20 protein-coding genes are annotated in these 24,773 nt (G+C 59.1%); 9 read left to right on the plus strand and 11 right to left on the minus strand.

Annotation, left to right across the window (positions count from 1 at the left end; translation table 11 throughout):
- Nucleotides 1-44 precede the first annotated feature (44 nt).
- On the minus strand, nucleotides 45-533 hold the full coding sequence (locus B3098_RS13630; protein WP_175123873.1) for an Lrp/AsnC family transcriptional regulator: 489 nt from the start codon (nucleotides 531-533) through the stop codon (nucleotides 45-47).
- Between the two features lie 150 nt (nucleotides 534-683).
- On the opposite strand from B3098_RS13630, the gene glmS reads away from it, so the two are divergent.
- The gene (gene glmS / locus B3098_RS13635) at nucleotides 684-2,516 is read left to right on the plus strand and encodes a glutamine--fructose-6-phosphate transaminase (isomerizing) (RefSeq protein WP_286896984.1); all 1,833 of its coding nucleotides are present in this window, start codon (nucleotides 684-686) and stop codon (nucleotides 2,514-2,516) included.
- 299 nt (nucleotides 2,517-2,815) lie between these two features.
- Here the strand turns inward: glmS and B3098_RS13640 are convergent, their stop codons facing one another.
- Nucleotides 2,816-3,721 (minus strand): LysR family transcriptional regulator, encoded by a 906-nt coding sequence (locus tag B3098_RS13640; protein ID WP_286896988.1) that lies wholly within the window; start codon nucleotides 3,719-3,721, stop codon nucleotides 2,816-2,818.
- Nucleotides 3,722-4,455: 734 nt separating this feature from the next.
- A complete protein-coding gene (locus tag B3098_RS13645) occupies nucleotides 4,456-5,211 on the minus strand; it encodes an SDR family NAD(P)-dependent oxidoreductase (protein ID WP_286896991.1) in 756 nt (251 codons plus the stop codon).
- A gap of 215 nt (nucleotides 5,212-5,426) precedes the next feature.
- On the opposite strand from B3098_RS13645, the gene B3098_RS13650 reads away from it, so the two are divergent.
- Nucleotides 5,427-6,395: an AraC family transcriptional regulator gene (locus B3098_RS13650; RefSeq protein ID WP_286896994.1), complete on the plus strand. Its 969-nt coding sequence runs from the start codon at nucleotides 5,427-5,429 to the stop codon at nucleotides 6,393-6,395.
- Between the two features lie 145 nt (nucleotides 6,396-6,540).
- Here the strand turns inward: B3098_RS13650 and B3098_RS13655 are convergent, their stop codons facing one another.
- Entirely contained in the window at nucleotides 6,541-7,119 is a 579-nt protein-coding gene (locus B3098_RS13655) for a helix-turn-helix domain-containing protein (protein ID WP_286896997.1), read from the minus strand.
- Between the two features lie 149 nt (nucleotides 7,120-7,268).
- Here B3098_RS13655 and B3098_RS13660 point away from each other — a divergent pair, with 149 nt between their 5' ends.
- The 4 genes from B3098_RS13660 (at nucleotide 7,269) to B3098_RS13675 (ending at nucleotide 11,842) form a co-directional block, all read left to right on the plus strand.
- Nucleotides 7,269-8,057, plus strand: coding sequence for an aldolase (locus B3098_RS13660; RefSeq protein WP_349677756.1), 789 nt, complete (start codon nucleotides 7,269-7,271; stop codon nucleotides 8,055-8,057).
- Nucleotides 8,058-8,242: 185 nt separating this feature from the next.
- Nucleotides 8,243-9,784, plus strand: coding sequence for an FAD-dependent monooxygenase (locus B3098_RS13665; RefSeq protein WP_286897001.1), 1,542 nt, complete (start codon nucleotides 8,243-8,245; stop codon nucleotides 9,782-9,784).
- A gap of 144 nt (nucleotides 9,785-9,928) precedes the next feature.
- On the plus strand, nucleotides 9,929-11,389 hold the full coding sequence (locus B3098_RS13670; RefSeq protein ID WP_286897004.1) for an aldehyde dehydrogenase family protein: 1,461 nt from the start codon (nucleotides 9,929-9,931) through the stop codon (nucleotides 11,387-11,389).
- Nucleotides 11,390-11,437: 48 nt separating this feature from the next.
- Entirely contained in the window at nucleotides 11,438-11,842 is a 405-nt protein-coding gene (locus tag B3098_RS13675; protein WP_286897007.1) for a RidA family protein, read from the plus strand.
- A 24-nt stretch (nucleotides 11,843-11,866) separates the two neighbouring features.
- On the opposite strand, the gene B3098_RS13680 is transcribed toward B3098_RS13675, so the two are convergent.
- The 4 genes from B3098_RS13680 to B3098_RS13695 form a co-directional block, all read right to left on the minus strand.
- Nucleotides 11,867-12,490: a LysE family translocator gene (locus B3098_RS13680; RefSeq protein ID WP_286897010.1), complete on the minus strand. Its 624-nt coding sequence runs from the start codon at nucleotides 12,488-12,490 to the stop codon at nucleotides 11,867-11,869.
- A 123-nt stretch (nucleotides 12,491-12,613) separates the two neighbouring features.
- The gene (locus B3098_RS13685; RefSeq protein ID WP_286897012.1) at nucleotides 12,614-14,146 is read right to left on the minus strand and encodes an MFS transporter; all 1,533 of its coding nucleotides are present in this window, start codon (nucleotides 14,144-14,146) and stop codon (nucleotides 12,614-12,616) included.
- A gap of 2 nt (nucleotides 14,147-14,148) precedes the next feature.
- Nucleotides 14,149-15,291, minus strand: coding sequence for an HlyD family secretion protein (locus B3098_RS13690; protein WP_286897015.1), 1,143 nt, complete (start codon nucleotides 15,289-15,291; stop codon nucleotides 14,149-14,151).
- Nucleotides 15,288-16,733, minus strand: coding sequence for an efflux transporter outer membrane subunit (locus tag B3098_RS13695; protein ID WP_286897017.1), 1,446 nt, complete (start codon nucleotides 16,731-16,733; stop codon nucleotides 15,288-15,290). The genes B3098_RS13690 and B3098_RS13695 overlap by 4 nt, the downstream gene beginning before the upstream one ends.
- 81 nt (nucleotides 16,734-16,814) lie before the next feature.
- Here B3098_RS13695 and B3098_RS13700 point away from each other — a divergent pair, with 81 nt between their 5' ends.
- Entirely contained in the window at nucleotides 16,815-17,477 is a 663-nt protein-coding gene (locus tag B3098_RS13700; RefSeq protein WP_286897018.1) for a TetR/AcrR family transcriptional regulator C-terminal domain-containing protein, read from the plus strand.
- Nucleotides 17,478-17,496: 19 nt separating this feature from the next.
- Nucleotides 17,497-17,865, plus strand: coding sequence for a hypothetical protein (locus B3098_RS13705; RefSeq protein ID WP_286897021.1), 369 nt, complete (start codon nucleotides 17,497-17,499; stop codon nucleotides 17,863-17,865).
- Here the strand turns inward: B3098_RS13705 and B3098_RS13710 are convergent.
- A complete protein-coding gene (locus B3098_RS13710) occupies nucleotides 17,852-18,430 on the minus strand; it encodes an NAD(P)H-dependent oxidoreductase (RefSeq protein WP_286897023.1) in 579 nt (192 codons plus the stop codon). The two genes, B3098_RS13705 and B3098_RS13710, sit on opposite strands and share 14 nt — an antisense overlap.
- Before the next feature lie 88 nt (nucleotides 18,431-18,518).
- Between B3098_RS13710 and B3098_RS13715 the strand changes: the two genes are divergently transcribed.
- Nucleotides 18,519-19,406 carry a LysR family transcriptional regulator gene (locus B3098_RS13715; protein ID WP_286897025.1) on the plus strand — a complete coding sequence of 296 codons (888 nt, stop codon included), beginning with the start codon at nucleotides 18,519-18,521 and terminating at the stop codon, nucleotides 19,404-19,406.
- A 650-nt stretch (nucleotides 19,407-20,056) separates the two neighbouring features.
- Here B3098_RS13715 and B3098_RS13720 read toward each other — a convergent pair.
- Both B3098_RS13720 and B3098_RS13725 read right to left on the minus strand, forming a co-directional pair.
- A complete protein-coding gene (locus B3098_RS13720) occupies nucleotides 20,057-21,919 on the minus strand; it encodes a UvrD-helicase domain-containing protein (protein ID WP_286897028.1) in 1,863 nt (620 codons plus the stop codon).
- A 56-nt stretch (nucleotides 21,920-21,975) separates the two neighbouring features.
- Nucleotides 21,976-24,219 carry an ATP-dependent nuclease gene (locus tag B3098_RS13725; RefSeq protein ID WP_286897030.1) on the minus strand — a complete coding sequence of 748 codons (2,244 nt, stop codon included), beginning with the start codon at nucleotides 24,217-24,219 and terminating at the stop codon, nucleotides 21,976-21,978.
- Nucleotides 24,220-24,773: the final 554 nt, after the last annotated feature.

Consider the following 24,773-nt stretch of genomic DNA (forward strand, 5'->3'; position numbering starts at 1 on the left):
CGTTTCTCTGCGGCTGTTCGATAGCCGCACCTCATGCCGGCACTTCACCCCCGCACATCAATCCGCGTCTCGAACTTGGCGCGATGCACCGAGAAAAACGTGCGCACGTTGCGCACGTTGGCCTGCGCGGTGAAGGCGCGGTGCACCAGCGCGTGATACGCCGGCATGTCCTTCACCTGCGCGATCACCACAAAATCCGGACCGGGCGATACGCGGTAGCACTGCAGCACCGCCGGCTCCGTCAGCATGCTTTGCTCGAACGCGTCCAGGCTTTCAGCCGCCTGCACGTCAAGCGTGATCTCCACAATCGCCGTCAGCGTGCTACCCAGCTTCTCGGCCGACAGGATGGCCACCTGCCGGTCGATCACCCCTTCTTCCACCAATCGCCGCACCCGCCGCAGGCAGGTCGGGGGCGAGGCGTGCACCCGCGCGGCCAGATCCTGGTTGGTCAGCGAACTGTCTTCTTGTAACTGTTCAAGAATGCGCCGGTCCAGATCATCCAGTTCAGGCAGGGGAATGGACGTGTTTTGCATGATTAATTCAGAATGTCGATCTTGACGAAAGATAATTTAATCACATTTATGTAAGGGAATTAACTGCCAAATTGACGCACATAAAGAAATCAAATTTCTTTAAGGGTCGCGCACAATGCGTCGGTACTGAACTTACCCGGAGTCACTCCTATGTGCGGCATTGTTGGCGCCGTCGCCCAGCGCGACATCACCCCGATCCTCGTTGAAGGCCTGAAGCGCCTGGAATACCGCGGCTATGACTCCTGCGGCGTCGCTGTCTACGCCGACGGCCATCTGCGCCGCACGCGCAGCACGCAGCGCGTGGCCGAGCTGGCCGACCAGGTTGCGCAGGACAAGATCCAAGGCTTCACCGGTATCGCCCACACCCGTTGGGCAACGCATGGCGTGCCCGCCACGCACAACGCCCACCCGCACTTCTCGCGTTTGGGCAACGACGAGCCGCGCATCGCGCTCGTTCACAACGGCATCATTGAAAACCACGACGAACTGCGCGCCGAGCTGCAAGCCGTCGGCTACGTCTTCGAAAGCCAGACCGACACCGAGGTCATCGCACACCTGGTGAACCACCTGTATTCGGGCGACCTCTTCGAAACGGTGCAGAACGCCGTTCGCCGCCTGCATGGCGCCTATGCGATCGCCGTGTTCTGCCGCGATGAACCGCACCGTGTGGTCGGCGCGCGCCAAGGCTCGCCGCTGGTGGTGGGCGTGGGCCAGAACGAGAACTTCCTTGCGTCCGACGCGCTGGCGTTGGCCGGCACGACCGACCAGATCATCTACCTGGAAGACGGCGACGTCGTTGACCTGCAGCTCTCGCGCGTCTGGATTGTGGATGCCGCCGGCAGGAACGTCGACCGTGAAGTGCACACCGTGCACGTCCACACCGGCGCCGCCGAGCTGGGTCCCTACCGCCACTACATGCAGAAGGAAATCTTCGAGCAGCCGCGCGCGGTTGGCGACACCCTGCAGGACATCGAGTCCATCACGCCCGAACTCTTTGGCGACGAGGCCTACAAGATCTTCAAGGAAGTCGATTCCCTGCTGATCCTGGCCTGCGGCACCAGCTACTACGCCGGCCTGACAGCCAAGTACTGGATCGAATCCATCGCCAAGATCCCGGTCAACGTCGAAATCGCCAGCGAATACCGCTACCGCGACAGCGTGCCGAACCCGCGCTCGCTGGTCGTGACGATCTCGCAGTCCGGCGAAACCGCCGACACGCTGGCCGCGCTGAAGCACGCCCGCTCGCTGGGCATGGAAAACACGCTGACCATCTGCAACGTGTCCACCAGCGCCATGGTGCGCGAGTGCAAGCTGTCGTACATCACGCGCGCCGGCGTCGAAATCGGCGTGGCCTCGACCAAGGCCTTCACCACCCAGCTCACTGCGCTGTTCCTCTTGACGCTGGCGCTGGCGCAAACGCGCGGCAAGCTCACGGAAGAGCAGGAAGCCGAGCATCTGAAGGCCCTGCGCCACCTGCCGTCCGCTATCGGTTCGGTGCTGGCGCTGGAACCGCAGATCATGGCCTGGGCCGATCGTTTCGCGTCCAAGGAAAACGCCCTGTTCCTGGGCCGCGGCATGCACTACCCGATCGCGCTGGAAGGCGCGCTCAAGCTCAAGGAAATCAGCTACATCCACGCCGAAGCCTACCCGGCCGGCGAACTGAAGCACGGTCCGCTGGCGCTGGTCACCGAGCACATGCCGGTCGTCACCATCGCGCCCAAGGACGAGCTGCTGGAAAAGCTGAAGTCCAACATGCAGGAAGTGCGTGCGCGTGGCGGCGAGTTGTATGTCTTTGCTGATGCCGATAGCAAGATCCAGAGCGCCGAAGGCATGCACGTGATCCGCATGCCGGAACACTACGGCAAGCTGTCGCCGATTCTGCACACGGTGCCGCTGCAGTTGCTGTCGTATCACACGGCATGCGCGCGGGGGACGGATGTGGATAAGCCGCGAAACCTGGCTAAGAGCGTGACGGTGGAGTGATGCGGTAGCGCAGCGCTTATCCAAATGAAAACGAGGAATAAAGTCGGTACTTAGGAATAAAGTCGGTACCGCAACAATTTCAGTCAACTCCTGCTATTTTCGCTGAAGGGTTCACAAAATCTGTTTTCTGTAAGGGCTGCGGATGCGGCCCTTACTTTTTAAGGTTCAGCAAATGGTGGTCCGCTCTGGAAACGTTCGGCGAAGGAGAAGATACGTCTGTAGATCATCTGCCCAGCTTGGTTGGCGTCTGATCACTATGTTCAGCCGATTCTGGGATCCGACCCAGTAGGGCTGCCACTTTAGACCGCCTCCGAAGCACCCATGTGCGCGTGAAGGTGTGCCTTGAAGACGTCGATGAATGCAATAGCTCGCGCGGATAGCACCCGACTCTCAAACAGGGCATATAACATTGCACGCGGGAGCTCCCAACCAGGCAATACGCGAACGAGGTTGAGTTCTTTAAGCGTATCCCCTATTAGCTGAACAGGCGCCTGGGTGACACCGAGTCCCTGCGCGGCAAGCTGCAAACCCAACATTGCGCTATTACTTATGAATCTCGGAGTGAGCTGAACAATTCGTTTGTCACCCTCTCGGTTGAGCTCCCACGTGGACTCGTCCGTTTGTGCCGCTATATGGTCATGATGAATAAGGTCATCGGGTTCTGAAAGGGCTCCCTTGGTTCGTAGATACCCAGGAGATGCCACAAGAACGCGCCGTAGGTCCAATAGCGGTTTTTGGATCAACGAAGAATTAACTGGTGCTCCTCCTCTGATGTAGACGTCCATGCCGTTGATTTCGGACTCCATCGCGGCTGTGCTCAAGTCGAACTCGAACGACAATCGTGGAAACCGTCGAGACAAGTCCGCCGCCACGGCCGGTAGCATTGGCGCTAGGCCAGGCAACATCGATACGCGCAGTTTTCCGTCTGGCGACTGTAGATAAGCCTGCATTCGCTCGTTGGCGTTGAGCAACCCCTCCAGTTGGCCGGTGCATTCATCGAAATATCTTTTTCCGAGGGCAGTCAGGCTCACTTTCCGTGTCGTGCGTTGGAATAGCGCATAACCGAGCAAACCCTCCAATTCAGTGATGCGTCTTGAGAGCGTGGCGGTGGGAATGTCCAGTGCTAAAGAAGTGGCCGAAAAATTGCCGCGTTTCGCTACTTCAGAAAAGTAGTAGATGTCGTCCAACGAAATTCGTTTGTCCACGGATGTTCCTGTCTGTCTATCTGCCTCAGGGACGGGGTTGAGGTTACCTCAATCAACTGTCTAGACTTTGGGAAAGACTATTTCATACGTGGCACTAGACATTGCAGAGCTTGAGCGCAAGCGGCTTACAAGTGATATGCGTCAGTGGCCAGTAAAAGACGCCTGCGCGCTTCACAAGCAGAATTCCTGAGCAACTGCAGAGGTTTTCGGGAGCAAAGCCCCCGTTGTCGGCGGGCCTTCCGCAGTCCAGAAAGCCTGTTCCCCCAATATCGGCTAGGTCAACACCCACGGCAGGTAGAGCGTTCGTCATTCAGTGCCCAATCGTTGCGTTGTTCGGGTGAGCTACCTCCGCCTGTTGCTCGAGATCCGGGTCGGGCTTGGGTGACGCGGAAAAGGCCTGGCGCGACAACTTCCCTTTCCACTTCGCCCCGCAACTGCAGGAGTCTCGAAACATGAAAAAGGCTCCAGAGGCTGAAAGTGCATCAGGCTCTGGGGCCGCGTCGTGCCGATGAAATCAACGAAGCGCTTCGCCCTTCAATTCTTCAACAAGACTAAGGGCGCTCGAAACACTTTGCCGGTTCAGACGTTGTCGGCGGTGAAGGCGGCGGTGAAGGCGGCGGTGAATGCGGGAGCTAAGCGAAGGAGCCGGCTGCGCGCGGGCGATGCAATACCCGATTGGAATCTCGCCAGCGCTGGGCAATGGCGGGACCTTGCCAGGATCCGCCCCTATTCACTCAAATTGACTGCCCCCCCGAGACTTCGATGCGCTGACCGTTGACCCAGCGGTTGCCCGGCCCCAGCAGGCTGGCGATCATTGGACCGACGTCGTCGGGAATACCTACACGGCCAAGCGTAGTCATGTTGGCGAAGGTCGCGTTGTAGTCGGGAATGTCGCGAACGGCCCCCCCGAGGAAATCGGTCTCGATGGCGCCCGGGGCAACGGCGTTAACCGTGATGCCTCGGCGCCCAAATTCCTTAGCCATATAAACGGTGAGCGTTTCCACGGCACCCTTGGCGGCGGCATAGGCTGAAAAACCCGGGAATGACACACGGGTCAGACCAGACGATAGATTGACGATGCGTCCGCCGTCCGCAAGTAACGGTAGCAGTACCTGGGTCAGGAAAAAAACTCCCTTTACATGCACGCTAAAGAGAGTGTCGAACTGCGCCTCGGTGGTGGATTCAAAGTCCGCCATTTCGCCATGCCCGGCATTGTTGACCAAGTGATCGAAGCTGTCGCGGCCCCAGTTTTCTTTCAGAGCGTCGCGCAAGGCTGCCACAAAGCCGGTGAAGGCGGCCACCTGGCTGGTGTCTAATTGCAGCGCGACGGCTTTGCGGCCGAGCGCCACTATCTCGGCGACCACGGAATCCGCCGATGCCCGGTCGACGCGATAGGTAACTATCACATCGCCACCCTGGCGGGCGATGCTCAATGCGGTGTTGCGGCCTAGACCACGACTTGCACCAGTAACGAGAGAAATGGTTGTCATGAAAGAGTTCCTGAATCGTTGAGCTTTTATCTTAGGAATTGCCGTACTAATCGGATTGCCTGATCATGTTGGCCCATTGCCTAATCGTTTTGTCGTAGAGGATCGAAGATCATAGGCATCATGTTTCTCTACGATTTCGCCTATTCTCGTCTCCCGAAGACAATGAACGCTCTTGCCCAATCTTCCTAATCGTGGACGCTGCTGCCGATCTATACATGAATGCCGGTGTGGCGGACGCATTGCTGCACGTGGCGCGACGCTATGCCGATGTGAATGTGAACCGCGAAGGCGTCGCGGCGACGCCCATCGATGGCGTGGTCATCCTGCGCGAGATGTTTCCATCGGCGCTTCAATATGCCATCACCAAACCATTGGTTGCCCTGGTCTTGCAAGGCCGCAAGCGGGTGACCATGGGCACGGAAACTCTCGAATTCAGCGCGGGCGAGTCCTTGCTGATCACGGCGGAAGTGCCCACGGTTAGTCAGATAGTCGCTGCCAGCAGTGCCACGCCTTACTACTCACTGGTCATGGAGCTGGACGCCGGAGTGATCGCGGACCTGGTTAACGAGATTGGATCCGCGTCGACCAAGCTGGGCCACGCCGCGTGCGTAGATCGTACCGAAACTGAAGTGGCTGACGTTGCATTGCGCCTGCTTCGATTGCTGGACAGGCCGGTCTCAATTGCCGTATTGGGTCGTCAACTTGTGCGTGAGCTGCACTATTGGCTGCTGGTCGGGCGACAAGGCAGCAGCATTCGCGCACTGGGAGTCAACGGCAGTCATGCCAATAGGATTGCGCGAGCCATTGCCGTCTTACGGAAGAGATTTGCCGAGCCCTTGCCCGTTGAGACGCTTGCCAAGGCCGCCAGCATGAGCCTATCGGCGTTTCACACGCACTTTCGCACAGTTACCACGCTTACGCCGCTGCAATTCCAGAAACAGCTCCGCTTGCTAGAAGCGCGCCGGAGACTGCTCGCGGAAGGGGCGGCGATTAGCACCACCGCTTACGCAGTCGGCTATGAGAGCGTGCCTCAATTCACGCGAGAATACGCGCGAATGTTCGGTCAGCCTCCCGGACGGAACATCCGCGAAGCGCGCGCTCAAGCCCATCCGGCTATGCCCAACAGTGCTGTCGATGGCGGCGTGACGTGGGGGCCAGAGGTGCGATCGCCCTCGCCAGAGTAATAGTGCCTGCGATCGGCATGATTGCGCCTGGCGCGCGGCTTGATGTCGCAATCTAAACCGGCGACCCAGGCGCTGTGGGGACTGATAGCCGCCAGCCTTTCCTGACCTCTGCGCTCACGCTTCAGATCATCCAGTCTATTCGTTTCTATTCGTTTGACAAGACAAGGAGCGCGGCTGCCTGAGCGCGACCGATTCGCCGGAGCCGATGCGAAAGGTATCCGGGAAACTGAACGCAATCGCCTCGCCGCAACTGAAACGATTGCGTCCCAATGATGATCTCCATCGATCCCGCGACCACGAAAATCATTTCCTGGCCCTCGTGCTTCCCCTCCACTTCGTCCGCATTCGTTCCTGGATAGAACAGGAAGGCCTCATACGATCCCACTGAACTGCCGTGCGAAAGCGGAAGAAACCGATGAGAACTGCTGTAGTCGTCGGTGGATTCCAAGTCCTTGGCTCGCGTAATCCTGATTTCCGATTCGTCCAACGTTTCGCCAAGTAAGCGCCCCATGGTGGTTCCCAGCTCATGAGCGAGCTGCGCCAGCATCGCGATGGATGGAGTCTTGACGTTGTTCTCAACTCTCGAGAGGTGTGCCTTGTTGACGCCGATTGCCCGCGCGAGGCCGTCAACCGTCATTCCCTTGGCTCGCCGAAGCTGGCGAAGTCTGGCGCCTAGTTGAAGACTGCTGGCGGAAAGAGTCGATTCGATCTGGGAGTTGGTCATTGAATGTGTGGCGGAGTACTTGAAATGTCCAGCAGGTTCCTATCAAGACACAATCTTAGGGTAAGTCCCACGTGTTGACCAATAAGAGAAAAAGCATACTTGTGGTCAACATGTTGACCAGATTGTTTGGACAGGACGCAGAGGAATTTATGGAAGAAAAGTTGCTGACACGTGCACGTGTCGACATGGAAATTTCCGAGAAGCTGGCGCCAACGCGGCACAGTGCACGGGAACGACTGGTTCTCGCTTGCCGGATGCTGGGCGCGCATGGCCACTGGTATGGGGGATTGGCTGGGCAAATCTCGACCAAAGGAGAGCGCGAAGGCACGTACTGGACCTTGCGTTTCGGGGTGGGGGCCGATGAGGCGACCTTGTCCGATTTGATCCTCGTCGATGATCAGTTAAACGTGTTGGAAGGCGGCAGTCTTGCGAATCCAGCTATTCGCTTCCATCTTTGGGTTTATCGCGCACGCCCGGATGTTCGCAGCATCGTGCATACCCATCCGCCTGCGGTGTCGGCGCTAGCGATGACCGGGCAACCGTTGAAAGTGGCGCAGATGGACGCAACCCCCTTTCATGAGAACTGCAGCTACTTGGCGGAATGGCCTGGATTGCCGATCAGCGATGGTGAGGGCGAGGCTATCGCTGCCGCCCTGGGTCCAAAAAACAAGGCGATTTTACTGGCACATCATGGGCTTCTTACGGCAGGGGTCAGCGTCGAAGAGGCGGCCGTACTCGCGATCTGGATGGAACAGGCAGCCCAGGCGCAACTGCGTGCCTCGGCGATTGGTCAGATTCGTGACATTCCGCCGGAGTTGGCGGCCGAGTCTCGCGATTTCCTGCTCAAGCCCGAGATCATCGACTTGACGTTTCAGTACTTCGCTCGGCGAGTCTTGAAAACGGATCCCGACTGCATAGCTGAGGCGGCTGCCGGTTGATCAAACACCACAAGGCACCGCAGCGGATGCAGCGCTCGATGCCTTATTGGGCTGCGTAGGAAAGTCGGGAACGTTGTCGAACCGTTGATCCACCGTTCATCGGTTGTGTCATGGCCATTACGTTGTTGGAACTCGAAGCGCGGTGAGCACGCGCCAACTCTCAGAGACTTTTGAAAGGGCATGCTATGGAATTTCAAGTTGTGATCTCAGGCGGAGGTCCGGTCGGAATGTGGCTGGCGTGTGAACTCAGGCTCGCCAACGTCTCTACGTTGGTCGTCGAGCAGACTGAGGAAATCGATCCGAACTCTCGCGCACTCACGATCCACCCTCGAACGATCGAGATTCTGGCGTCACGGGGCGCGCACGAGCAACTCCTTGCGGAAGGCGCTCGAATTCCGACGGGGCATTTCGCGCTGTTGAATAGCAAGCTGGACTTCTCCGCGCTCGATACACCTTATCCCTACACGCTTGCAATCTTTCAGGCACGTACCACCGCGCTGTTGCAGCAACGTGCGATAGAGCTGGGTGCTGTGGTCCGGCGAGGGCAGTGCCTCATGGGGTTCGTAGAGAGTGGGGAATCGATCATTTCCACCATCCATGGACCAAATGGCATGTACACCGTCGACTCGAGCTACCTCGTGGGTTGTGATGGCACGCGCAGTACGGTACGCGCCGCTGCCGGCATTGATTTTCCAGGAACGGCGTCCACGGTATTGGGTTGGCTGGGAGACGTCGAGCTTCGCAATCCTCCGTCAGAACCTGTCATTTCCGAGTGGAGTCTCAACGGTGCGGGGATGATAGTTCGCCTGGCGGATGGTCGCTACCGCGTCGTCGGAATAAATCCCCATGATGTGCGCACGGACTGGCCGGGAGAGTTCTCCATCGAGGAGTTGCGCGCCAATACCATTGCAATTTTTGGAACGGACTTCGGACTACATTCGCCGACCTGGCTGTCGCGATACAGCAATGCTAGTCGCCAAGCGACGACCTATCGAAAAGGACGAGTGATCTTGGCCGGGGATGCTGCACATCAGCACTTTCCGGCGGGAGGCGTCGGCTTGAATGTGGGGGTGCAGGATGCAATGAATTTGGGCTGGAAGCTGGCTGCAACGATTCATGGTTGGGCACCGGAGGGCCTGCTCGATACTTACCACGAGGAGCGTCACGCGGTCGGGCGAGACCTGCTGGAGCACACGCAAGCCCAAACCGCACTCATGAGCGCTTTCACCGTCGAGAATCAAGGACTTCGAGCCTTCCTTACTACGCTGATGGAGGAACGTCCCGAGATCGAGGTCTCGCTGACCAAGCGTTTGACGGGGTTGCATGTGGAATACTCGTCTCACGAAGGGCATCAATTGGTGGGAACGCGAGCCCCGGATCTTGTATTCGTCGGAGCGGAGGGGAGTCTGTTCTCCATGATGCGTGGTGGGCAGTACATTCTGCTCGACCTTTCCGCCAACGATGGGCCTTCGGCAGTCCAAGCCGCACATGTACGAAACGTCCATCCGCAACGGCGCTTCCACCGCGGATCAATATCCGGAGCGCACAGCGCGTGGTCGGGCGTGACCGCCGCATTGATTCGGCCTGACGGATACGTGGCATGGGCAAGCGGGCAAGAGCATCATCATCTGCTCGCCCGCGAACTCGATACGGTGCTGGCTTCCACTCTTGGCCAGACCGCCCGGGGGGCGCGAGCCATCGATTCGCCGCGTACGACGCATGCCTGACCGGTAGAAGGCGTTGTTCTATTGGCGCGCGTTTGAAGCGCGCATCACGTCCTCGCATATGAGGATCGATGATTCGGCTGGGCTTGCGGTCCTGCCCAACGATCTTGATCACCGATCGTGCTTCTCCAGCTTCCAGGAACCATCATGACGACCTTCCCTCTTGGCGCTCCCGAGCGAACAGTCCAGCTCAGCACCGATAACGACTTCCAGCTGTTGATTGGCGGGGAACTATCACCGGGCGATAGCCGCATGGATGTGGTGAATCCCGCGACCGGGAAGGTGGGCGCGACCTGCCCGCGAGGATCGGTCGCGCAGTTCGAAGCTGCGGTCGCCGCCGCGAAGACGGCATTCCTTCGGTGGAGCGAAACACCGATCGCCGAACGCCGGATCCTGCTGCACAGAATCGCCGACATCATCGACGCGAACAAATCCGAGCTGGCCAACTTGCTGACCCTGGAGCAAGGAAAGCCGCTCGCGGACGCGTCTTTTGAGATCGGTGGCGCCGCCGCCTTTTTTCGTCACATTGCCGAAGCGGCGTTTGCTCCGCGCATCCTGGAGGACAGTGATCAGCGTCGCGCGGAGTTGCATCGCAGACCGCTTGGCGTGGTGGCGGTGATCGTTCCTTGGAACTTTCCGATGTTGATCATGGCCTTCAAGGTGCCACCAGCTTTGCTCGCGGGCAATACGGTGATCATCAAACCGGCGGCGACCACGCCGTTGACGACATTGCGACTTGCCAGTCTGATCGCCGATGTTGTTCCGGCGGGCGTGATTAATATCGTAAGTGACGCAAACGATCTGGGCGACGTCTTGACCGGCCATCCGGACGTCGCGAAGGTCTCGTTCACAGGATCCACGGCCACCGGCATGAAGGTAATGGCCAACGCCGCTCGATCGCTCAAGCGGGTAACGCTCGAACTGGGCGGAAACGACCCTGGCATCGTTCTTGATGACGCTGATCCTTCCGCGATCGCAGACGACATTTACCGCGGCGCTTTTTTCAATAGTGGTCAGGCCTGCATCGCACTCAAGCGACTGTATGTGCCAGACGCCATGTACGAAGACATGTGTCGCGCGTTGGGGCGAGTCGCCGCCAGCACGGTCGTCGGAAATGGTGTGGACTCGCCTTCCAGTGTGAGTCCCCTACAGAACCGAATGCAGTATGAGCGAGTGAAAGGATTGCTGGCGGACGCGCGTGAACGCGGGCGCATTGTGGCTGGTGGGGACATACCCGAAGGAGGCGGCTACTACGTGCAACCGACCATAGTCGCGGCCGACCGAGACGACGGAATGCGATTGGTGAAAGAGGAGCAGTTCGGACCGATTCTTCCAGTGCTTCGATACCGTGACCTGGATGATGCGATTCGCAGAGCGAACGCAGGCGACTACGGACTGGGCGCCTCTGTTTGGTCTTCCGATCTGACACGGGCGGAAAAGGTGGCCTCGCAGTTGATCGCAGGTACCGTCTGGATCAATCAGCACATCGACCTGGCCCCTCATATCCCGCAGGCAGGTGCAAAGCACTCCGGCTTCGGTGTCGAACTTGGAGAAGAGGGCTTGCACGAGTTCACCCAGGTCCAGGTCATAAACATCAACAAGAGATGAATCGCCGCGCGGCGGCGCAGTCTGTCCAACCTCACATGGAGTTTTGATATGAAAAGTGAAATTCGAGCGATCAACCCCGCGAAGCTGCCCAAGTTGGCTTCGGTCATCTCTCATGGCGTCGTGGTTGAACGGGCTGGGCTGGTCTATGCGTCCGGGCAGCTTGCGTGGGACGAAAACGGGGATCTGGTTCCCGGAAGTCTCGTCGAGCAGTTCAAGCTTGCCTACGAGAATGTCGATCTTGTGCTCAAGGAAGCGGGTACGTCTCGCGCGAACGTGATCAACGAGACCATCTACCTTGTCGGCTACACGCCGGAAAAGGCGGGGGACCTGATGGGGGCGATATCCGCCGCGAGGTTACCGGGTGAAACGCCTCCGGCGAGCGTCGCCGTAGGTGTCGAGACGCTGTTCGCGCCCGGGTTTCTGGTGGAGGTCCAGGTCGTAGCCACGCTGTGATCCAGATGGCCACGCCGGGCAGTATCAACGGCTGGTCGCCATGCGAACGCCAAGGCCTACGAGCGCTGCACCCATCAAAGCGTCGATAGGCCGTTGGATGCGGGCGTAAACCGAGCGCACGCATCCCACAGAGAAAAAGGCCGCCAGCAAGCTCAACCACAAGGCGGTGATGGTGCCAACCAGGCCCACGACAGTGACGTAGAACCAAACGGGCGCACCGACTGGCAGCAAGGTCACGAAGAGCGTGGCAAAGAAGGTCGCTGTCTTCGGGTTGGTCATGCCCACGAGCAAGCCGCGCTTCCATGAATGACAGGCGGTGGCGGTGGCGGTTTTGATGACGAGACCATCTGTTGGTGCTTGCCTCCAAGCCGCCAGCAGCATGCGAATGCCCAGGTAAGTCAGATAGACCGCGCCCGCGATGCGAATGAGCTCATAGAGCCAGAACATTTCCTTGATGAGCAATCCGAAGCCAAGGATGGCTAACGTGGCCCATGCCGTGACGGCGCAGGCAATACCCAGGCCCACGAATACACCGGATCGCCTGCTATGGAGCGCATGCGACGTCACTGCTACAAAGTCCGGACCAGGGCTGGCGCACGCCAAAAGGACGATGCTGGCCAGCGTCACCAACTGGGGCAGATATTCCATTTGTTTTCCGCTATGAAGTTATAAGGGATGGCGACCGAATTTAAGCGATGATGGAGCGCTGCGCCAGAAGTCCCTACCTGTGCAGTGCCGGCTAGATGCGAGTTGCATCTGCACATGCCGCCCTCATGCTCTGTCCGCCGTTTTTAACGGTGGGGCGATCGGATTCGGTGGCGACGAGCGGATCAGCACTGCCAAGGCAAGTCCGAGCACACTACACCAGAAGACCAAATAGTATCCGCTGATCTGCGCCGCCACCTGAGATTCACGGTTGAGCACTTGGGCAACGCCCGCCAAGCCCGATGCCGCACGCTCGATCACTAGCGGGTCTCCTGCGGGAAGGTAGGTGCTTAGCGTCGCGCGGCTGATGTCGCCGGCGATGCGCAGCCACGCAGACATGATTGTTCCGGCCGCCACGGGCATCAGCACACGTGCGATGGACACATAAGCGCCCAGTGCCACGCCGTGTTGCGGATTCAGATTGGTGACAAACGCGGCGATCAGTCCAATCAACATGATGCTTTCCCCCAGCGATTGCAGAATAAGCATCGTGATGAACTGGTCTACTCGCCAGTCGTGACTGATATGCGTACCCGACCACGCCGTGAGGGCAATAATAATCAGGCCACATATCATGAGCAGTCGAGGTTCCGCACGTCTTCCGAGGTAGATCGCAATAGGCGTTGCAGAAAGATATGCGGCGAAGGCAATCCACGTGGCGCTGCTGGCCTGCATGGGTTTCAAACTTCCCATCTGAGACAGGAACGTCGGAATCAACAACGACGTAGGTGTCATCAGCACCCCGAACAAGCACGCGATCACCAGGCAGATACAGATGTTTCGATTGCTGAAGGCAGCCAGGCCAGCAAAAGTGTCCTTAAGGATTGCAGTGCGTATCACCGCCGCGCACAACAGAATGGCGCCACCCAACAGCGCGGACATCACCAGCCCGGAATCGTTCCAACCCATGCGCTCGGCGGGTTCGATGCCGATGAATAGCAGCACCAGCCCCGTGCAGAACAGGGCCATACCAGCCCAGTCGGCTTCGCGCAATTGTTGGTGTTCGATTAGTGTCAATGGCATAGCCTTCCATGCCAGCAATGCGATTGCCGGACCTACAAGCACCGTCGGCCAATACACCCACTGCCAACTGATCTCCTCTACCAGGAAACCTGATACGCCGTACCCTGCGTCCATGCCGGTGGAGACCCGCAAGCTGTAGGCAGCCATGACGATCAGCCAGAACCGCGGATGCACGCTTCGCAGCGCCAAGGAAATGGTCAGCGGCAAGTAGATGCCCAGGCACAGTCCTCCAATACCGTGCAGCGCCAGCAGCACGGGATAATGATGGGCGAATATGGGAATCAATCCGGCGACTAGGCCAAGCAGCAGGCTGGGCCCAACCAACACCCGAGTTGGGCCGATAACTGATGCAAGCCAGGGAACGATCGGCATGGTGACAAGTTGCGCACCATTGAGCGCCGTGCCCAGCCACGCCGCTTCCAACACGTCCAGGCCAAACTGCCCGCGTAAGTCGGGCAATGCTGCCGAGAACAGTCTTCCCTGCAATGTGGTGAGTACCGCCCCGAGAAAAATGGCCGCCACTGTCAGCAAAGGCCGAGGACGGACCGTATTGGACCAGAGGCCGGAAACTCGCATGATCAACGCCCTTCGTTCACAGCGATGGCGACCGGCTGCATCAATGGGACGGTCTGTGCCGCATAGGGTGCTACGGCCTTGCCCCGGGTGTCGATATTGACCTCGGTCGACATGCCAGGGCGCAGTCGTTCAAGCGCCTGCTGTCGGGGGTCCAACTCGATGCGAACCGGAATACGCTGTACCACCTTGGTAAAGTTTCCCGACGCGTTGTCCGCAGGCAGCAGGGCTGATTCAGCTCCGCTCATGGGAGCAATCTCGCCGACGCGGCCGCGAAACGTGCTGCCCGGCAGACCATCAACCGTCACCAGCACAGGCTGCCCTGGCGCAACGCGAGCGAGTTGGGTCTCCTTGTAGTTGGCAATGACGTAGGCCTTCGCCGCGGGCACGATGGACACGATTTGCGTGCCGTTCCCCACTAGGCTGCCCACTTGCACATGGCGTTTGCTCAGCATGCCATCAAAGGGGGCGACGATGCGTGTGTAACTGAAGTTGCGCTTGGCGGTTTGTACGGCGGCCATTGCCGCACTGACGCCCGCCGTTCGAATCGCACGCTGCCCTTGCAGCACCTCGAGGGATCTGCTTGCCATGTCTGCCTGGGCGACGGCGGCATCGCGCTGGCTGACCGCGTAATCGAGATCTGCTTGTGCGCTCTCGTATAGCTGACGTGAGAGCGCGCCGTCTTTAACCAGGTCGGCTTGGCGTGCCGGATTGTTACGATGCTGGCGAATCCTGACTTCTGCTGATCTGACGTTGGCCTGCGACTCTGCCATGCGGGCGCGCTGCTGTGCAATTTCGCCGTCGAGGTTGTCCAGCGTCGCTTGCGCCTTGGAGAGATCCGCCTCCGCTCCCATCACGGCCAACGCATAGTCGCCTGCGTCGATCTGTGCAATCAGATCGCCTGCTTTTACGTATTGGTAATCGCCGGCAGGCAGCGCCTCGATATAGCCTGAAACCTTGGCGCTCAGGACGGCAAAATCGGATTTCACATAGGCATTCTGCGTCGTCTGCACGGCTCTGCTGCTGGTCCAATCACGCCATTGGGTCGTTGCCAGTACCACCAGGGCGATGATCGCGGCGCATCCCAGCCAAGGAGCGACGCGGAGGGCCAAGGCTCTACTTTGATTCAAGTTTTCCTGTGTGTTCATCGCTGTTTTCGTGCAAGGTTAATCGTGGTGTCGGCTGCGTCAAAGCCACCGCCCAGGGCGCGGTTGAGTTCCGCATCCAGGATTAGCGCGCGCGTCTGCAAATCCAGTTTCCGTTCGCGCTCTCGCAGCAAGACGTTCTGCGCATTCAACACCGTGAGGTAATCCGTCAAGCCGGCTTGATATTGCTTTTGGGCGAGATCGAATGCGGTCTGTCTCGCCGACAGGGTTCTCGCTTGGGCCGAGGATTGAGGCGCCAGCGCTTCAAGCGAGACGAGCTGATCCGCCACGTCGCGCACGGCGCTCAACAAGGTCTGGTTGTAGGTTTCGATCGCCGCGTCCAGCTCTGCTGCTCGCCCCTTGTACCGGGCACGTAGCCGACCTGCGTCAAAAATGGGCAACGTGATTGCGGGCTCGATAACATAGGTCCGACTGCCTGCGTTCAACCAGTCGGACAGCCCCACTGACAGACTTTGTCGCGCGAAACCAGCAAATGCCCGCAGACTGATGTTTGGATAGAACTCTGTTCTGGCACCTTCCACGTCCTGGGTAGCCGCTTCCACCCTCCATCTGGCGGCCACCAGATCGGGACGATGACCGATCAGCGCCGCCGGCACCGATGCGGGCAGCGGGCTTTGCGCGACTGACGTCGTGCGCGGCTTTGCTTCTGAAAGAGCGTCGATTGGTAACCCTGCCAATGCCGAGAGCGCATTGCGTTGCAACGCGATTTGTTCTGTCAGACGGAGAATGTCGCCTTCTGTTGCAGGCAGATCACCTTGGGCTTGCTGGTATTGCACCTCCGTATCCAGACCGGCCCGGACCCGCCGGTCGACGACTCGCAGCGTCTGGCTACGCAGCGCCAAGGCCTCTTTCGCCAGTTCCAGCGTGGATATTGAATGGGCGAGTTCGAACCAGGCTCGGACTATGCGGCTGGTCAGCATCAATCGCGCTGCCTGAATTTCGACGTTACGAGCGGAGGCCTCCCCCAGCGCGGCTCGCAGTGCGGCGCGTTGACCGCCCCAAAAGTCAAAGGTGTACTGAGCCTCAACGCCCAAGGTGAACGCCGATCCATAGTTGCCGGCGAGCGGCGGGCCTGCGTCGTATTCTTGGGCATATCGTTTGCGCGCCGTGCTGGCGTTCGCATTGATCTTCGGCCAGGATTGCGCGCCTACCTGTTCTGCCATGGCTGCGGCTTGTTCCATACGAGCTTGTGCCAGACGTAGATCCGGGCTTTGCTCCAGCGCCCGATCAAGAAGGTTATTCAGGTTCGGATCCTGGTAGCGCTCCCACCAACGGACGGGCGGCCATTCATCCGTCGATTCGCCGGTCGCTCCGACGTCTGCCGGGCCGGTCATGGATGCCCGGGGCTCGGTGTCCAAACCCTGCATTCCCGCGCAGCCCGCAAGACACCCCGCAATCAAACTGATGAACAACACATGCTTCATTTCTAACCTAACATCGTTAGATGGAAAGCCTAATGATACACTAACACTGTTAGGTTGCACTTTTTACAGAGAAATCGTGGCGTGAAAGCACCAAAAATCCAACGAGAAAAGGTCATTGAAGCCGCACTTGCACTGCTGGACCGGGAGGGCCTTGAGGGACTGACTCTACGCAAGCTGGCTCAGGCGTTGCAGATACAGGCGCCCTCGCTGTATTGGCATTTCGAGAGCAAGCAAGTGCTGATCGACGGTATGGCTGACGCCTTGGTTCAAGATGTGGCGCGTGACCTTCCAAGACGGCAGTCGTGGGATGAGCGAGTCAGGTGGATTGCAGTAGAACTTCGTCGAGCCTTGCTGCAGCACCGTGATGGCGCTCGCGTATTTGCGGGGACGTATGTCGTTACCGACAATGTGCTTCGCACAAGCGAAGCCTTGATCTCAGCCTTTGTTCAGTCAGGCGCAGGTGCGCAACTCGCCGCGACGTATAGCTTCAGCGTGACTTATTTCGTGCTGGGCTTCGTGATGGAAGAGCAGGCGTTGGGACCTGGCAGCATGCTTGATCTGGCATCACGAAAGCAGGCTTTCTTCGAGCTGGCGAAAGAAAAATTCCCCAATAACTGGGTGGCCCGCGATGCAATTTTTTCGGAAGACTTCGACGGGCGTTTTTCGGTCGGCTTAGATCTGCTGATCAGCGGGGCGCGGCAAAACATAGCGGCAGCGCTGGCGGCCAACAGCCAACAGCGCTGATCTTTAACGGAGCCGTCTTATGCACATCGATAGCAGCCGATTCCCTTTGGTCTGGATGTCCTCTTGTGGACCGTCCAATTGGGAGCCGGAACTCAATGCATTGTTAAGCCGGGGCGAACCCTTCTTGTTACTGACGCGCGACAGGCCCGATCGGGAACACGACGCCGATGGTCGGGACCGGAAGCGATTAGCCCTTTGGTTTAAGAGCAATCGCGATCAGTTGAAGCGCGTCTGCGCGGGCAGCATTGTGATCGTATCGAGTGAAGTGATTGCCCTTCCCTTGCGTGCGTTAGTGGTCCCGCTGGGCAGAGCGTTCGGTTATCCCGTCAGAGTCACGACAGAGGATCGTCTCGGCGCGGAGATCGCCACTCTGCTCAAGCAGTTCTGATGCGAGGCTGTACTGCCGTCTTCGAGATCCAACGAGCCAGATGCGTGGCGTAACCAATCGCCGCCACCTCATGTTCTTCAGCGGAAAGCTGGTCGGCTCGATAGAGAACAAAGGGCTCGCACCATTTCAGTCCGCAGCGGTTTGCAGTGGCGCGCAATGGCGCTAAAAGGTCCGTCATCGCGAACAGGTTGCGCCCTTCTGGTGTGTAGGCGTCCGCCGCTGCGCCGGCAGTGGTCGCGACCATCAGCGGAGTGCCCTCAAGCCGCTGACCCTCGGACTCATAAGCGAGATAGAACATCCGCGTAAGAACGGCGTCCTGCCACTCTTTCAGCGATGCTGGGGTTGAGTACCACTGGATTGGAAATTGCAGCACGATCCGATCGGCGGCTAGCAATCGGGCCGCCTCGTGTTCGCCATCGCGTAAAAGGTCGATTCCTTCCGGGTAGGCAGCAGTCATGTCGACCACCTCGACGCCGGGCAACGCGGCGGCGGCTTTGGACAGAACGGTGTTTGCCTTTGAGCGGGTCAGGTCAGGATGGAAAAGGAGCAGAAGGGTTTTGGACATCGCCGTCTTCAAAGTGGGAATGAAGCGATGATGTCGGTATCCATAGAATCAATCCAATTGATTGTTCGTCTTTTCAGTTATCCGTTTCATGAATTTGCGTTCCCTTGACCTGAACCTGCTGGTAATTCTCGACGCGCTTCTGGACGAGGCGCACGTCAGCCGAGCGGCTGACCGCCTGTGCTTGTCCCAACCCGCAGCGTCCGCCGCGCTCCAACGTTGCCGGCATCTGTTCGGCGACGAGTTGCTGGAACGGGGGCGCGGAACCATGCGTCTGACTCCCAAGGCGGAGTGCCTGCGCGCACCGTTGAAGTCCCTTTTGTCAGACGTGGCCGATCTTGTGGATCCGCCCGAGGTGCCCCTTATCGACGTCCGTCAGTCGCTACGCATTTCGATCGCTGACTATCCGGCCGTGTTCGTGATTCCCAGATTGCTGCGGGCCCTCGGCGAAAGCGCACCTGGGATTGACTTGGTGATCCAGCCATGGCGTGGCGCCGAGGCCGCTCGCGCCGCGCTCATCGGGGGAGCAACCGACATCGCAGTTTCGGTATTTCCCGGCGAGGATGAGGACATCCATTCTAAGAAATTGCTGGAAGAAAAGTACGTCATCGCGCTCCGTCGCGGCCACCCGGCCTTACCGGACTTCGACCTCGACCGCTGGCTTGCCTACCCGCACATTCTTGTTTCCGGCCGAGGCGAGGCTCGCAGCCCGCTTGACACGCAGCTCGCACGGATGGGGCGCAAGCGCCGCGTCGGGGTGGTGCTGCCGTCGTTCGGCATGGTCCCGGATTTGCTGCGCGGCTCGAACATGATCGCGATGTTGCCCTCGCGCGTCGTGCCTGCCGCCGGCGACCTAGCTGTTTTGCCGCCGCCGATTGCTGTAAGCGGATTTCCTTTGCATCTCGCTTGGCATCGGCGCAGGGATAGAGACCGGGCGCTGCAGCACGTTGCAGGTTTGCTGGCATGGCTGTTGGCGTAGCGTCAATCGTAAGCTGCTGCTTCCGGCCGGGTCCCATGCCATTGCCGGAGGCCGCTGGCGCGTCTCGGGGGCTGCATCAAAATCTGCTGAGGCAGTCAATACGCCCGACAAGTGAAAATGGGAAATAAAGTCGGTCGCGATCGGCCCGGGTAACCCAATGATTTTGAACGGCATCCAGGATTAAACAACATGGGTCAAAGTCGGTCGCAAAGTCCCTGCCGCCCGGGTTCAATCTGACCGAGATGCGAATCGAAATGTCGTACGGCCTCTTGCCGCATGCAGGCCGGCGAGGCCTAGCGCCGCCATGGTGGCCGCTTTTGGCCAAGAGCCGCCCCTTGATGATTGTGTCTCGGCCGACCGGTTCAGGATGAACCCGGTCATACGTGGTCGATGGCCTGAACGGCCGCTGCGACGATAGCCCTGCATTCGATGGTCCGCGCCTCGTACGCCCGTCACACCACCGCCACCGGTCACTCACCCCAGGCCCGCTAGAGCTTGGCATTTGAACGACCTGTCGCGCCAGAGGTGATTAATGGGGCGGACCCGAAGCTGATGTTGACCTCCTCGTGGCCATATAGGTTGGGAAACCTTCTTCTATGCGGCCAATTTCCTTGGACCATGCTGCAGATGCGTCCGTCCGAAGAGGGATTTCAAGTCACCGTCTCGATGTGCCAGCCCTGACTAACGAGGGCCTCACGTACCTTCTGCGGGACACGACTCTCATTTGCAGCAAGACATAGCAGGGTCGTTGGACGTGACATCGCCACGTAGAGGTTCCGCATCTGCGCCTGCTGAGTCTTCGGAAGCTTTGCTAGCGCCTTTGACGGCACACCTGCGATGTACTCGAGCCCGAGGGCAACATCGAACTTGCGACTGATGCCACCATAGGACTCGAGCACCAGCGAAGCTGAATGCGTCTCCCCCTTCATGCTTGCGACCGTCCCTAGTCCAAACCGGAGAGACCTTCCTTGGTGAAGAGCTTCGCACGTGGTTGCTACAGGAGTAGCCGCAGCGGTCGCAACTTCGGGCTCGGCAAATACCCTCAACGCCTTGAATGCGTCAAGTTCGAGCGCCTCTGGAAGATAGGGCTTAAGCCCTTCGTACAGAAGCTGGAAGAGAACTGCGCGTTGGTCGTTTGAACAAAGCCGCTCACCGAACAGGGTCAACTGGCGGGTCAGCGCGTCTATACGACCCGTAGGCGCGAACGCGCTGGCGGCTCTTGGCAATGCGCGCCCGTCACGGAGGTCCTTAGCTAACGGAGCATCCGCATCACGAAGCACTAGAAGCAAGGCCCTACGGACATCGGAAACTCGCGCACTGAGTGAGGTGTCTTGAAAAGACTGCTCCGCATCTCCGACCAGGCTCCAGAAGTTTCCTGAGCGCATGCCCTTGCTGGGCAGCCCATCTCCATAGACCGGCCAGTAGTCACGTAAATGACGCCCAGCCAATTGAGTGGTCTCGCCCGTTTTTCGAGCACACATCGCCTTCACATCACGTGTGCTGACCTCAGCTTCGCTGAGGCGGTCGATGACGGTTCGTCCGAAGTGCTGGACGACCTTTGTGACGTCATCGGCCGCGTATAGGAATAGAGTGAGAGCTTGGGTATCAGCCCCTTCACCAACCACGGCAGCGCCACTCATTCGCACCCTGCCTATGGCGTGCGCAATTGCTCCACCGAACCGCTTGCTAGTACTGATGCAACCGTAGTTCTGGCGCGGAAATGTGAGCAAGTCAACGTTTTCCTCGTCCGACAGAATCTTCTGGTCGACGTCTCCGAACCTCTGCATTACGGACTTCGAATCAAAGATGCGGTTCAGGAAGGACTCTTGGTCCCACGAGGTGTCCTGCATCTCGTCGATGAACACCATGGGGAAGCGTCGATGCACGACGTCGGTAAGGTGCGGGCACGTTTGGAGTGCCAAGTCTGCATACGCGAACATGTCGCGATGCCGAAAGATACCCAGGCTGGTGAGTTGCTTCTTGAGGCTGACCAGGGATTGATAGGACTGCGTGTGAGTGGCCGGCAGCGCACCGCTCTCGACATTCACCGTAAGCGCTGCCGTTCTGTAAAACAGCGACGTGGCGATGCCATCGCCATTGTTCTGGTTCTTCAGGAAATAACGCAGCTTGGAGAACTGACCCAGCTGCAACCGGGCCAGAGCCTTCTCAGCGAACACTGAATCGTCGATGACGTCGACCTTCTGCGCCAAGCTTCGCAACATCGGCATGGCGAAGAACTGATTGACGAAGCTGTGAATGGTTCCGATAAAGTGAGGGTAGCTAAGCAGTTGCGCTCCGTCCGCCGTCTCCGCAAGGCGCCGAGCAATTTCATCACGTGCGACGTTCGTGTGACTCAGCACGCAAATGCCTCGTCGCGTATGGGGCCACTTCTTGGCGAGCAGCAGCAACTTGGCCGCGAGCAGCGACGTCTTCCCGCTGCCTGGCACAGCGTTGAAATCGCGAGAATTGTTCTCGAGCAGCGCGCAGCGGCGCTCGCTATCGTCGAAGTTCAAGTCCTTGGCCAACGTCGCCAGCTCGGCTAGGTCTTCGGGTTGGATTCTTACCGTATTCACACGCCTGCTCCCTCAGTTCCCTTTGCTGCCTCGGTGCCAGGTGGCGTCGGATTCGCGGGCTGAGTAGCTACTAACTGAGCAGATGCAGCAACGGCAGGCGCGGAAACCTTCGTAACCTTCAGGACAGAGGGAATTGCCGATGGCACGGCCGGAACCGCCGGCGGAGTCGAAGGCCACGGCGGACTGGGGATGGATGCGACAGCTCCCGCACCAACTGGCACCGGCGAAGGAAACACCACCGCTGCTCCTGGCACCAAGGGAGTTGCCACTGCGGCCGGCACGGCCACACCGGCTGCCGCAACGGGTGCAGCCGCGGATTTCGTAGCGGGAGCGCTGGTCAGGTGGGCAAGCGCAGTCTGCAGATACGGAGGCAGCTTCGTGAATAGGCCTTCTCCCTCACCATACGCGCCGGTGCAGACTAGGTAAGCAGCGTACTGTGCGGCGATCGCCTTCGAGGCTTCTTTCACCTTGAGCGGCCGGTAGATGATTGAGGCGAGCTCGTCCGGGGCATGCCCAGCTTCCTTGAGCTTGGCCCAACTCACCTTGGCAGCCGCGAGCGTATCGACCTCATCCTGCTCGTCGAGACGCTCCTCGCGGGAATCGGCCCTCACTGCAAGCGTGATTGCAAGATACATAAGTTCCGCGCAGCCATACAGCGCGAGGTCGTACTCTAGAGTCCAACGGTCTGAGACACAAACGATCGTCTTACCACCTTCCGCGCGGTCCTTCTTGTTCTTCACCAGCGTAGCCATCTCCGACGCGGAATAATCCGAGTCGAAGCGTTTGCCCTTTGCGGGTGTCGGCACGTAAGACTTGGCAACGTCGGGAACGATGTCTCGGTCGGTCAGGCAAACGACCGGAATAGGGATATCCGGTCCGCCTCCCTCGCGCTGCAAGATGCGGGCGTAGTGGTACAGGCCGGTGTGACCGACGTTAACCATCGACACGCCGTGCTTAGAAAACGACCGGCCGCACATCTCCGCGATGGCAGGGAGCAAGATGGCTTCTGCGGGCCCCTCTACCATCATGACGCCACGCGCAAAGAAGAGGTTGGCCTTCGTGGCGTCGATAAACCGGCGCAAGAACGAGTAGTCTGTGCGCTTGAGCTTCGTCTTCCCCGCTGCCAGCGGGAAAGTCTGGCTTTTGTGCACAAGCGTCATATCCTCGATGCGCGCAGTTGACACCAACGATGGGCTATGGGTCGTCATGATGACTTGAACCCTCTTGTCAGCCTGGTCCACGTTCGAATGCTCGTTCAGGAGATCCATGACCCGGTCTTGCAATTGAGGATGGAGGTGGGCCTCGGGCTCCTCGACGAGCAGCAGCGCCAGTTCCTCACCATCGCGCAGCAGAACTAGTTCCGTAGCCATGAACAGGGCATTGTTGTAGCCAAGGCCACGGGCACATCGCGCATCGGGATGGATATGCGCACCCGGAAGCAGCGATAGCTCAAACTTCTCCAGGATTGGCGACAGCGCGAGGTCAGGGACGATGCGAATGCGGGACTGGAGGTCGTCTCCGGAAAACGCGAACTGGCTGAGGTAGTTGTCGTTGATATCCTTCTCGACGCCTTTCACGACCTCATGCTCGCTAAGGTGATGCTGTGCAAAGGCCATCAGACCAACCAGCCGCTCTGGAATTTCTTTGGGCGAGGCCTTGTCGAAGTCGTTCACCTCCTGGCCAGCGATGTCGTTGTGTACACCCAAAATTTGAGAAAGGCGTGATTGCCGACCCGGGCGTAGGTCTGCTTCGGCGTCGCGCAGCGGCTTCAAATAGGTCGCCCGCACTAGTTCTCTGACCGCGTGGCCAACCTCCGGGCCAGTCCCGTTCGTTCCGGTCCGAACGATGGTGTCTACCCGAGCCCTCTTTGTCGCCTGAGGCGGGTGATAGCGCGCTTCGAGATGAAGGATAAGCGAGCAGGTGCCGTCTTTCTCAAGCGTTAGCCACTCAAGGACTGAGGCCTCCTGGTCAGGATTTAGGCCGCACAGTGTGGCTTCGATGTTGAGCGTGTGCGCACGGTCATTTCCGTTGATGTGGAAATCCTGCTCGAAGAGCCGGACGGGCTCGTAGCTGGTGGTAAGTAGCACCTGGCGGATGGAGTCAACGATGCACGTCTTGCCCGCGTCGTTTTCACCCACCAGGATATTGAGCCCAGGATTGAGTTCCCAATCAAGTGCTGGCGCAGACGTGCCGTTCCCGAACGCGCGGTAGTTCCGCGCGCGTATGTGTTTCAGATACATGCTCACTCCTTCGCTGGGTCACCACGTCGTTGCCCGCGTAGCTGAGTCTGACGTTCGCGGGCGCTTTTTGTAACATGATGCTAACGCATCTGCCACGACGGCCGCGCCGACGACGTGCACCGCTCTCGTTGAGAGGAACTACTGAAAAGGGGCCTGCGGCTGCTTGATAGCACTCAGTCGACTAAATGAAAGCGTCGCGGCGACTTGTACAGGACGGACTGTGCATCGTGCGGCGATGCTGGCTACGTCCGCCGTGCCTTCGATGCCAGCCGTCCGCGGGACGGTGGCCCCGGCTCACTCGATGATCGCAGTTGTACGGAGACCGAGAATCAGCTCAACCAGGACGAGTGACCAAGAATGCTGCACAGCGGACATCGAGCCACGAGGCGTCAACGGCAGCAATGGGTCGAAAGCGGCCAGTCGTCGACGACCGCTATCCCCAAGTGCACTCAGACGCGCAGGTCCGAAACCCGGCCGGACAGAGCCTGGTGCGCCCCTAGCTAATCGGAGGCACCCATAAGAGAGCCGCTCTGCGGCCCCGCGCATGCTTTAAC

Source organism: Achromobacter sp. UBA2119 (assembly GCF_002331005.1).
Lineage (GTDB): Bacteria > Pseudomonadota > Gammaproteobacteria > Burkholderiales > Burkholderiaceae_B > Achromobacter > Achromobacter animicus.

What these genes read in the sequence shown, in the direction of transcription:
- B3098_RS13630 (WP_175123873.1), bottom strand. Translation starts at nt 533, where the DNA reads ATGCAAAACACGTCCATTCCCCTGCCTGAACTGGATGATCTGGACCGG.
- glmS (WP_286896984.1), top strand. Translation starts at nt 684, where the DNA reads ATGTGCGGCATTGTTGGCGCCGTCGCCCAGCGCGACATCACCCCGATC.
- B3098_RS13645 (WP_286896991.1), bottom strand. Translation starts at nt 5,211, where the DNA reads ATGACAACCATTTCTCTCGTTACTGGTGCAAGTCGTGGTCTAGGCCGC.
- B3098_RS13650 (WP_286896994.1), top strand. Translation starts at nt 5,427, where the DNA reads ATGAATGCCGGTGTGGCGGACGCATTGCTGCACGTGGCGCGACGCTAT.
- B3098_RS13655 (WP_286896997.1), bottom strand. Translation starts at nt 7,119, where the DNA reads ATGACCAACTCCCAGATCGAATCGACTCTTTCCGCCAGCAGTCTTCAA.
- B3098_RS13660 (WP_349677756.1), top strand. Translation starts at nt 7,269, where the DNA reads ATGGAAGAAAAGTTGCTGACACGTGCACGTGTCGACATGGAAATTTCC.
- B3098_RS13665 (WP_286897001.1), top strand. Translation starts at nt 8,243, where the DNA reads ATGGAATTTCAAGTTGTGATCTCAGGCGGAGGTCCGGTCGGAATGTGG.
- B3098_RS13670 (WP_286897004.1), top strand. Translation starts at nt 9,929, where the DNA reads ATGACGACCTTCCCTCTTGGCGCTCCCGAGCGAACAGTCCAGCTCAGC.
- B3098_RS13675 (WP_286897007.1), top strand. Translation starts at nt 11,438, where the DNA reads ATGAAAAGTGAAATTCGAGCGATCAACCCCGCGAAGCTGCCCAAGTTG.
- B3098_RS13680 (WP_286897010.1), bottom strand. Translation starts at nt 12,490, where the DNA reads ATGGAATATCTGCCCCAGTTGGTGACGCTGGCCAGCATCGTCCTTTTG.
- B3098_RS13685 (WP_286897012.1), bottom strand. Translation starts at nt 14,146, where the DNA reads ATGCGAGTTTCCGGCCTCTGGTCCAATACGGTCCGTCCTCGGCCTTTG.
- B3098_RS13690 (WP_286897015.1), bottom strand. Translation starts at nt 15,291, where the DNA reads ATGAACACACAGGAAAACTTGAATCAAAGTAGAGCCTTGGCCCTCCGC.
- B3098_RS13695 (WP_286897017.1), bottom strand. Translation starts at nt 16,733, where the DNA reads ATGAAGCATGTGTTGTTCATCAGTTTGATTGCGGGGTGTCTTGCGGGC.
- B3098_RS13705 (WP_286897021.1), top strand. Translation starts at nt 17,497, where the DNA reads ATGCACATCGATAGCAGCCGATTCCCTTTGGTCTGGATGTCCTCTTGT.
- B3098_RS13710 (WP_286897023.1), bottom strand. Translation starts at nt 18,430, where the DNA reads ATGTCCAAAACCCTTCTGCTCCTTTTCCATCCTGACCTGACCCGCTCA.
- B3098_RS13715 (WP_286897025.1), top strand. Translation starts at nt 18,519, where the DNA reads ATGAATTTGCGTTCCCTTGACCTGAACCTGCTGGTAATTCTCGACGCG.
- B3098_RS13725 (WP_286897030.1), bottom strand. Translation starts at nt 24,219, where the DNA reads ATGTATCTGAAACACATACGCGCGCGGAACTACCGCGCGTTCGGGAAC.